This is a genomic window from Roseateles sp., from assembly GCF_036486225.1.
GTDB lineage: Bacteria > Pseudomonadota > Gammaproteobacteria > Burkholderiales > Burkholderiaceae_C > Roseateles.
Genome location: NZ_DASVNZ010000298.1, coordinates 1 through 8,695, shown reverse-complemented (window position 1 = coordinate 8,695; position 8,695 = coordinate 1). Strand labels below are relative to the sequence as shown.

Here is an 8,695-nt window from a genome sequence, read left to right as displayed (position 1 = left end):
GCCGCCGCTGGTGGCGCCTCGCGTGCGCCGCGTGTAGCTCTGCACGTTGGCCCGCCCGAACCCGTCGTACGCGGTCTGCGTCAGGTAGTCCCAGTCCAGGCTGAGCACCGTCGTGGACGGCCGACCCTTCGCGTCGTACGTCATCGCGCGCCGCACGTCCTTGGCGCCGTTGACCCACGTGTAGCTCTCCCCCAGCTTGCCCACGCCCTTGACCGCCGTGTCGTACTCCCAGCGCGAGTCCTGGTCCGGCTCCAGCCTCCGCACCATCCGCCCCAGCACGTCGAACGTGAACAGCGTGTCCTGCGCCTTCGCGTCGCGCTGCTTCCAGGTCTGCCCCAGCGGGTCCACCCAGTACGTCACCGACCCCACGTCCGGATCCTGCAGCGAGGTCTTGCGTCCCAGCGCGTCGTAGCCGATCGCGATCTCGTTGCCCTTGGGGTCGCGCGTGCGCACCAGGTTCCCGAAGCCGTCGTAGACATACGTCGTGACGTTGCCCAGCGCGTCCGTGGCCGACTTGAGCTTGCCCAGCACGTTGCGTTCTTCGATGCGCGACTGCCACTTGGCGTTGACCATCGACAGCACCCGCCCGCTGTACGTGTAGGCCGTCTCCGCGTAGCCGCTGCCGTCCGGCGCGGGCGAGCGGATCTTGTTGACCCGCCCGATGTCGTCCCGGTCGTAGAAGGTCCACACCGGCGCCGCGCCCTGGAACCGCGGCCTGGCCACCGACGCCGTGTACCCCTGCGCTGTGAACGCCGTCTGCGTGATCACCGGCGTGCCGTCGAAGCCCCACGTGCGACTCTGCACCACGCGGCCCAGCCGGTCGGTGAAGTCCTCCTTGGGCACCGCGATCTGGCTCTTGAGCAGCCCCGCGCCGCCCCACTGCTGCGTCACCGTCACCGACGTCGCCCAGCCGCAGCTGTCGATGCAGCCCTGGTACATCCAGCTGGTGACCGTGTCGTCGGGGCGGTTCTCCCGCAGCTTGCGGCCCCATGGGTCGTATTCCCAACTCGTCGTGAGCTGATTGGGATCGACCATCGTGAGCACCGCGCCGGTGGTCTCGTCGTAGGTCGAGGTCACCGTCTGCGACTTGGCATTCGTCTGCGTCAGCGCGAAGCGCCCTCGCGCGTCATACCCGGTGCTCTGCACCACGCGGCTTTGCGTCGTCCCGCTGGCCGGGTCCAGCCATGTCACCGTCTTGGCGCTCACCAGCCCGAAGTCCACGCCGCCCACCGCGGCGCGCGTGTACTCCGTGCTCACCCGCAGCGCCGGGTCGTCAGGCTGCACCGTCTCCTTCTTGAGCTGGCCGTACGCGTCGTACTCGTAGTTCACCGTGCGCGTGACCGTCGTCGTGGTCTGCGCCTGCGCACCGCCGAGGCCCAGTCCCGCCAGCACCAGCGCCGACAACAAGGCGCACGTCGTTCGCATCGCCTGCGCCGTCCCCATCGCCCTCTTGATCTTGTTCATGTTGTTGTGCACCTTGGCCGGTCAGTTGCAGATCGTCATGCGCTGCACGTTGGCCGTCAGCGTCGCCGTCACCTGCGACGTGCCGCCGTTGATCTTCATCTGCAGGGTCCGTTGCCCCTTGGCCGAGCATTGCGTCGTCAAGGTCCACGCCACCGTGCAGCTCTGGCCGATGTCCAGCGTCTGCCCCGACGTGCAGGTCGATTGCACCGGCGTGACCGCATAGCCGCCCATGCCGATCGACCCCGCCGTGTAGGCCGTGGTCCAGCTCAGCGTCGCCGGCGCGAGGCCAGTGTTCTGGATGGTCATGGTCTTGGTCGAGCCGCCACCGGTCACCGTGCTCCAGTCCAAGGTCAGCGGCGACGCCGTCAGCTGCGTGCCGTTGGAATAGACGCGCAACGAGTAGCCCGTCCCCACGCCCGTGCCGCCGCTCAGCGCGTTCACCGCCAGTTGGCCGAGGTAGTCGCCCGGCGTCGTGGACGTCGTCAGCACGACCGCGCCGCAGTTGGCGGTGCTGCCCGCGCAGGAGCCCGGCCCGCTCACGGTCGTGCCGGCGCCGGAGCCGTAGCCCAGCGAGGTGCCCGACTGCCCGTCGTTGGCCAGCGTGCAGGTCAGCGTCCCCGCCGCCATGGCGTTGGACGTCGACGAGCAGCCGGCGAAGCGCAGCGACGGCGGCGTGTAGACCGTCAGCGAGTAGCCCGCCGACGCGCCGCTGCCGCCGTTGGTCGGCGACGCGCTGAGCGTGCCGGCATAGGTGCCTGGGCTGGCGCTGGAGGTGACGGTCACCGTGCCGCAGTTGGAGCCGGCCGTGCAACTGGACGGCCCGGACACCGACACGCCCGATCCCGCGCCGTAGCTGACGCCGCTGGCCGTCGTCTGCCCGTTGTTGACCAGCGCGCAGGACATGCTGCCCGCGGAGCCCGAGGGCGCCGTGCTGCTGCAACTTGTCAACGCAAGGGCCGGCGGCGTGTTGACGGTCAGCGCGTAGCCCACCGACGCGCCACTGCCACCGTTGCCCGGCGATGCGCTGAGCGTGCCGCCGTAGGTGCCGGCGCCGGTCGCGGTGGTCACACTGACCGTGCCGCAGTTGCCCGAGCCTGCCGCGCAACTCGAAGGTCCGCCGACGGACACGCCCGAGCCCGCGCCGTAGCCGATCCCGCTGGCCGCCGTCTGTCCCGAGTTGCCCAGGGTGCAGCTCATCGTCGCGGCCGAGGTGGTCGGCGCCGAGCTGCTGCAGTTGGACAGGCTCAGCGCCGGCGGTGTGTAGACCGTCAGGGAGTAAGCCGCGGAGCCCGCCGTGCCGCCCGGTGTCGGCGTGGCCGTCAGCGTGCCGGTGTAGACGCTGGGGCTGCCCGAGGTCGTCACCGTGACCGCGCCGCAGTTGCCCGAGCTGGCCGCGCAACTGGCCGGTCCGGCGATCGAGACGCCACCGCCGGCCGCGTAGGTGACCGAGCTCGCCGCCGTCTGCCCGTTGTTGACCAGCGTGCAGCTGAAGGTGCCCGCCGACGTCGATGCCGACGAGCTGCTGCAGTTGGCCAGCGCCAGTTGCGGCCCGGTGTTCACCGTCAGCGAATACGTAGTCGACGTGCCGTTGCCGCCGCTGGCCGGCGACACGCTCAGCGTGCCGCTGTAGACGCCCGGGCTGCCCGAGGTCGTGACCGTGACGGTGCCGCAGTTGCCGGTGCTGGCGGCGCAGGTGGTGGGCCCGCTCGCCGACGCGCCGGACCCGGCGCCGTAGGTGATGCCGCTGGCGGCGGTCTGGCCGCCGTTGCCCAGCGTGCAGGTCATTGTCGCCGCAGAGGTCGACGCGGCCGAGCTGCTGCAGTTGGACAACACCAGCGACGTCGGCGTATTCACCGTCAGCGAGTAGCCAGCCGATGCCGCGCCGCCGCCGGGCGACGGCGTCGCAGTCAGCGTGCCGGCATAGGTGCCGGGGCTGCCCAAGGTCGTCAGCGTCACCGTGCCGCAGTTGCCCGAGCCCGCGGCGCAACTGCCGGGGCCGCCCACCGTGATCCCCGCGCCCGCGGCGTAGGTCACCGTGCCCGCCGCGGTCTGACCGCTGTTGGAGAGGGTGCAGCTCATCGTGCCCGCGGCGGTGGAGGTCGCGGAGCTGGCGCAGTTCGTCAGCGCCAAGGCGGGGGGCGTGTTGACCGTCAACGAGTAACCCGTCGACGTGCCGCTGCCGCCGTTGCCCGCGGCGGCGCTCAACGTGCCGGCGTAGGTGCCCGCGCTGGCGGCCGTCGTGACCGTCACGCCGCCGCAGTCCGCGGTGGCGGCGGCGCAGCTGGTCGGCCCCGCCACGGTCACGCCGCTGCCGGCCTGATAGACGATGCCGGTGCCCGCGCCCGTACCGCTGTTGCCCAGCCGGCAGGAGAAGACCCCTGCGCCCGTGCCCGGCGCGGTGCCGCTGCACTGGCTCAGCGTCAGAGCCGGCAACTGCAGCACCTTGAGCGCGTAGTTGGCGGACGTGGCCACGCCCAGCGTCGACGGCGTCGCCGTCACTTGCCCGACGTAGTCGCCGCCGGCCGCGGACGTCGTGACCGTCACCGCGCCGCAATTCGTCGTCTGCGGCGCGCAGCTCGACGGTCCGCTCACCGTGGTGCCGGCGCCGCTGGCATAGGCGATGGACGTCGCCAGGGCCGGGCCGCGATTGGCCAGCCTGCAGCTGAAGGTGGCCGCGCTGCCCGACGGCGTCGACGCCGCGCAGGACGTCAGCGCCAGCGAGTTGGCGTCCGCATAGGGCTGCACCGCCGTCTTGGTGACCGACGAGCTCGTCGGCAGGCCGATCAACCAACTGGCGCTGTTGTTGAGGTAGCTCGTGACCGTGCGCGTGGAGAAGGACGTGCCGTCCGCGCCGTTCACCGTCTCGCTCGCATCGGTCACGTTGCAGTAGGTGTCGATGCCGCCGCTGTTGATCGCGGACGTCGTCGTCGCGATCAGCGTGCCGTCGAGGTCGCGCGTCTGCAGCGTCGACGCCTGCGGGTACGGGCACACCGCGCCCGCCGTCGTCGCCATGCTCGCGTAGCTGACCGTCGACAGGCTCAGCACCGTGCCGTTGGCCTGCGTCGAGCGCGTCTCCAGCGGCATGCCGATCGTGGGGAAGTCCTGGCTCGCCGTCGTCTGCGCGGTGATGTTCTTCGTCCGGTCGATGACACGACGCTTCTCGAAGCCCAGCGATCCTCGGCCGCTCTGATCGGCACGAGCGGCTTCGTACTGGTAGTCCGTCGTCAGCCAGCCGCCCATGCCGTTGCCGGTCAGCATCGACGACACCAGCGCCCCGCCGCCGCCCACCAGGTTGCGCTTCGGATAAGTCACGGCGGCGCCGGGCGTGTAGATGCTCGGGTCGCTCTGGCGCTTGTAGATGAAACGGGTCGGCTGGCCGACGCCGTTGGTCACCGTGTCGAGCAGGTCCGCGAAGCCGACGTGGCCCGACAGGTGCACCGACCAGTAGCCCGTCGAGTTGGACGTCATGATGTACGTCGCGCCGTCCCCCCGTCCGTCGCCGTTGAAGTCGCCGGCATAGGACACCAGCGCCGTGCCCGTATCGACGTTGCCAGCCCCTGCCGCCCGCGGCGCGCAGTTGAGCGAGTACTGGTCTGCGTTGTTCGCGCCATACGCGACAAGATTCAGCTGGCACACCTGGCCACTGGCAATGACGTCTGGTCGACCGTCGCCGTCCAGGTCCCGCACGTACATCACCGGTCCCGTCGCGTCTGCGGCCCCCGGCAGGGCCTGGCAGTTCATCAGCGTCAGGCCGTTGCTGCGGCACAGCTCCATGCGCGCGGGATTGGTGTTGTCGGTGATGTAGCCGTTGACCACGTCGCTCAGGCTGCCGTAGGGGTCGCCGGTGACGTCGGCCGTGCGCGAGTTGCCGGGGCTCGTCACGCCGTCGAGCAGCACCTGTCCGGTCGACGACGCGGAGAACGCGACGAACCCGGCGTCCGTCGCGCGGATGCCCATCCAGCCGCCCTTGGGATAGATCGTCGGGTTGTTCCGCCGGTTGCCGACGTACTGGATGATGTCGGCCCGGCCGTCGCCATCGATGTCGACGGCCATCTGGCCGGTCTGGAAGGCCTGGATGCTTTCCTCCGACAGCAGCTTGGCGTAGTACATGAACAGGAACGAGCCCGGGTAGGTCTGGCAGGTGCCGCCCTGGAAACCGGAGCCGGTGGACCAGCACATGCGCTCGTTGTCGCCGTTGGGACCGGCGATCGCGATGTCGTCGCGGCCGTCGCCGTTGAAGTCGCCGACCAGCGCGCCGCTGGTCTGTCCGTTGGCGTAGAGGTTGTTGGCGCCGTAGCCAGCCCACAGGCTGCAGTTGAAGCCGGTGCCGGTAGACAGGCAGACCGTCCAGTTGCCGGGGCCGTCGACCTTCGGGTAGACCGCGATGTCCGTCTTGCCGTCGCCGTTGAAGTCCCCCGAGACAACGTCGCGCGTCAGGACTGATGAGGCCATCCAGTTGCCGCAGTCGAAGCCGGTGCCGGTGGATAGGCAGACCTGCCAGTTGCTCCCGTCGCCGCGCATCAGGTCGATGCGACCGTCGCCGTTGAAGTCGCCCATCACGACCTGCGCCTTCACCTGCGTGCTGCGATCGCCGTCCAGTGGCAGCGCCGTGATCGCCACCTGCGGCCCCCCCCAGTTGCCGCTGCCCGCGGCCCCGCCCGTGTTGTTCGCGGGGTCCAGCACCGTCCAGGTGAAGGTCGTCGCGGGCAGGCATTGGTCGTAGGGACCGCAATCGGTGATGCGGTCGACCAGGCTGCGGCCGTTGGTCTCGTTGGTCACGTAGGCGATGCGGTACTCGCGGGCCAGCGTGCCGCCGTCGCCGTTGGCATCGGTGCCGACGAAAGTCTGCACTTTGGTCATCCGCTTGGAGGCCGTCACCCGGCTCCCGGCGACGAAGCCAAGCTGCAGGTCGGGCCGGTCCTCATGGACGAAGCGGACCGCGTTGTACGGCGCCACGTTGCCACCGCCGCCGCCCTGGTCCAGGTGGCCGGTGTAGAGGATGCGATCGGGATAGACCTCGCCCAGCGTCGCGGTGTTGGACTTGGCGTAGCGGACGTCGTAGTAGTTGCCCCGCCGGTCCATCACGCGTGACAGCGCCCAGGTCAGTACCGGCCGGTTGGTGCCCTGCGCCTCGATCGTCGCGTCGACGGTCTTGCCGTAGGTGAAGATCAGGCCCTTCTTGCCGCGGACCTCGAAGGAGTCCGGCCCCTTGGCGGGGTCGCTCCCGAAGGACTGGATCCGGCTCTGGCCGTCGATCTGCACGCGGTACTCGGCCGCGGCGCCGTGCGTGCCGCTGCCCGCCACCATCAGCAGGCGCTGCCCGTCCAGGCAGAACTGGTCCTCGGCGGTGAGCGTGACGCCGCGGCGCACGCCGTCCTGCACGATCGTCTTGGGGCAGCGCGTGATCTGGGACAAGCCGTCCAACCGCCAGCCCATGCCCAGCGAGGACATGCCCGACTGGCTGGAATAGTCCAGCGACAGCGTCGGCGCCATGCCCGCAGTGCCCGGCGGCAGTGTGAGCGGCACGCTGAAGCTGGCCGCGCCGCCGGAGGACACGCCCGGCTGTCCGCTCAGCGAGCCGGCGATGGCGCCGCCGAGGTTGGGAGGCTGGATCTCCACCTCGGTCTGGGCCCAGGCAGCCAGAGTGCCGGCGGCCAGAGCGGCCACGCCTGCGCGGGCGGTCCAGCGCAAGCCCGCGGCGACGAATCGATGGAGCGCCACGAGGGCGACGCAGTCGTGACCGGCTCCGCGCTCGACGCGCGTGCCGTGGTGGTCGTTCTTCAAAGCAGCCTGCTCCCGAAACACCCGGTCAGGCGGCCTTTTCCGGCACGGACGCACGCCGCAGCACGCCCTGGGCGGACGTGTGGCGCGGTCGGTCGGAAGTCCCTCCCTATCCAGGAACTCGTTGTTGTTTTCTTCGTTGGTCAGGGCTGGCGCCTATGACCCAGGCGGATGCTAGTGCGAACGATCGTGGTGGACGCGTCGGGAAATCCCGCGCAAGCGAGTTCCCACGTGCGCGGCGAATCGATTCCCGAACGCCGCTTCGGATCGGTTCAATTGACAGCTTGAGACCACACCGAACCAAGTGCAGCTTGGCGTCCAATGAACCCTCAGGCCACTTAAAGTGGCTCGAAATTCCTGAGGCTCGATCACGGCGCGTCACGCCCCGGCGTTGTCGCCGTGGGCGTCTCCGGCAACCTTCCGAGCTGCGCCTGAGCCAGCCGGTGGTAGATCGGCACGCTGATCCAGCGCGACACCAGGCTGGCGAGCAGCGCCGCCGCCATCAGGCTCAGCACCATCGAGTGACCGTCCACCATCTCCATGACGATGATGAAGGACGTCACCGGCGCCTGCGTCACCGCCGCCAGGAAGGCTGTCATGCCGATGGCGATCATGACTGCGGCGCCCTCGGTGGTGTGGGTCAGCTGGGCGATGTCGCTGCCGATGCCCGCGCCGATCGCCAGCGACGGCGCGAAGATCCCGCCGGGCGCGCCGGACCAGACCGCGAGCCAGGTCGCCACGATGCGCAGCGTGACGTAGAGCACCGGCAGGTCCAGATGACCTTCCACCAGGCCCCGCGTGTAGTCGTAGCCGCTGCCGTCGGTGGCGCCGTGGCTCACCAGGCCGAGGACCGCGATGGCCAGGCCACAGGCGAAGGCGAACCGCACCGGGAAACGGGCCCGCCACCGGCTGAAGCGGTCGGTCCCGCCGAGCAGGCTGCGCTGCAGCAGCCGCGAGAAGACGCCGCCGGCAAGTCCGCAGCCGACCGCCGTCAGCAGACCCGGCAACAGATGCGACCACGTGAGGTGGTCCACCCGCAGGCGGCCGAAGTAGCTGGCGTTGCCGAACGCGGACACGGCGATCAGACCGGCGAGCACGATGGCCGCGATGATGAGCCCGCTGCTGCGCTGTTCGATCTTGCGGGTGAGTTCCTCGATGGCGAACATCACCCCGGCCAGCGGCGCGTTGAAGGCCGCGGCAATGCCGGCCGCGCCGCCGGCCACCAGCAGACCGTCGTGATTGAGCGGCGAGCGCCGGGGCAGCCAGCGCTGGGCATGCTGCATGACGCCGGCGGCGATCTGCACCGACGGCCCTTCGCGGCCGATGGCCAGGCCGCCGAGCAGACCGCCGGACACCAGGAACAGCTTCGCGGCGCTGAGCTTCAGCGACACGAAGAGCCCTTGCCGGGCCGCATCGACCTTGGGCGACAGGGCGGCCATGACCTGCGGAA

At 70.1% G+C, this 8,695-nt stretch carries 2 protein-coding genes and 1 pseudogene; all 3 read right to left on the bottom strand.

Translation table 11 applies throughout. The features are described from left to right. Positions 1 to 1,464 (bottom strand): annotated as a pseudogene (locus tag VF536_RS19660) (hypothetical protein); the annotation flags it as partial. Between the two features lie 21 nt (positions 1,465 to 1,485). Further along, complete coding sequence (locus VF536_RS19655; protein WP_331616564.1) at positions 1,486 to 7,248, bottom strand: SpvB/TcaC N-terminal domain-containing protein; 5,763 nt, start codon at positions 7,246 to 7,248, stop codon at positions 1,486 to 1,488. A gap of 365 nt (positions 7,249 to 7,613) precedes the next feature. Beyond that, on the bottom strand, positions 7,614 to 8,695 hold a 1,082-nt coding region (locus VF536_RS19650; protein WP_331616563.1), incomplete at its 5' end, for a chloride channel protein.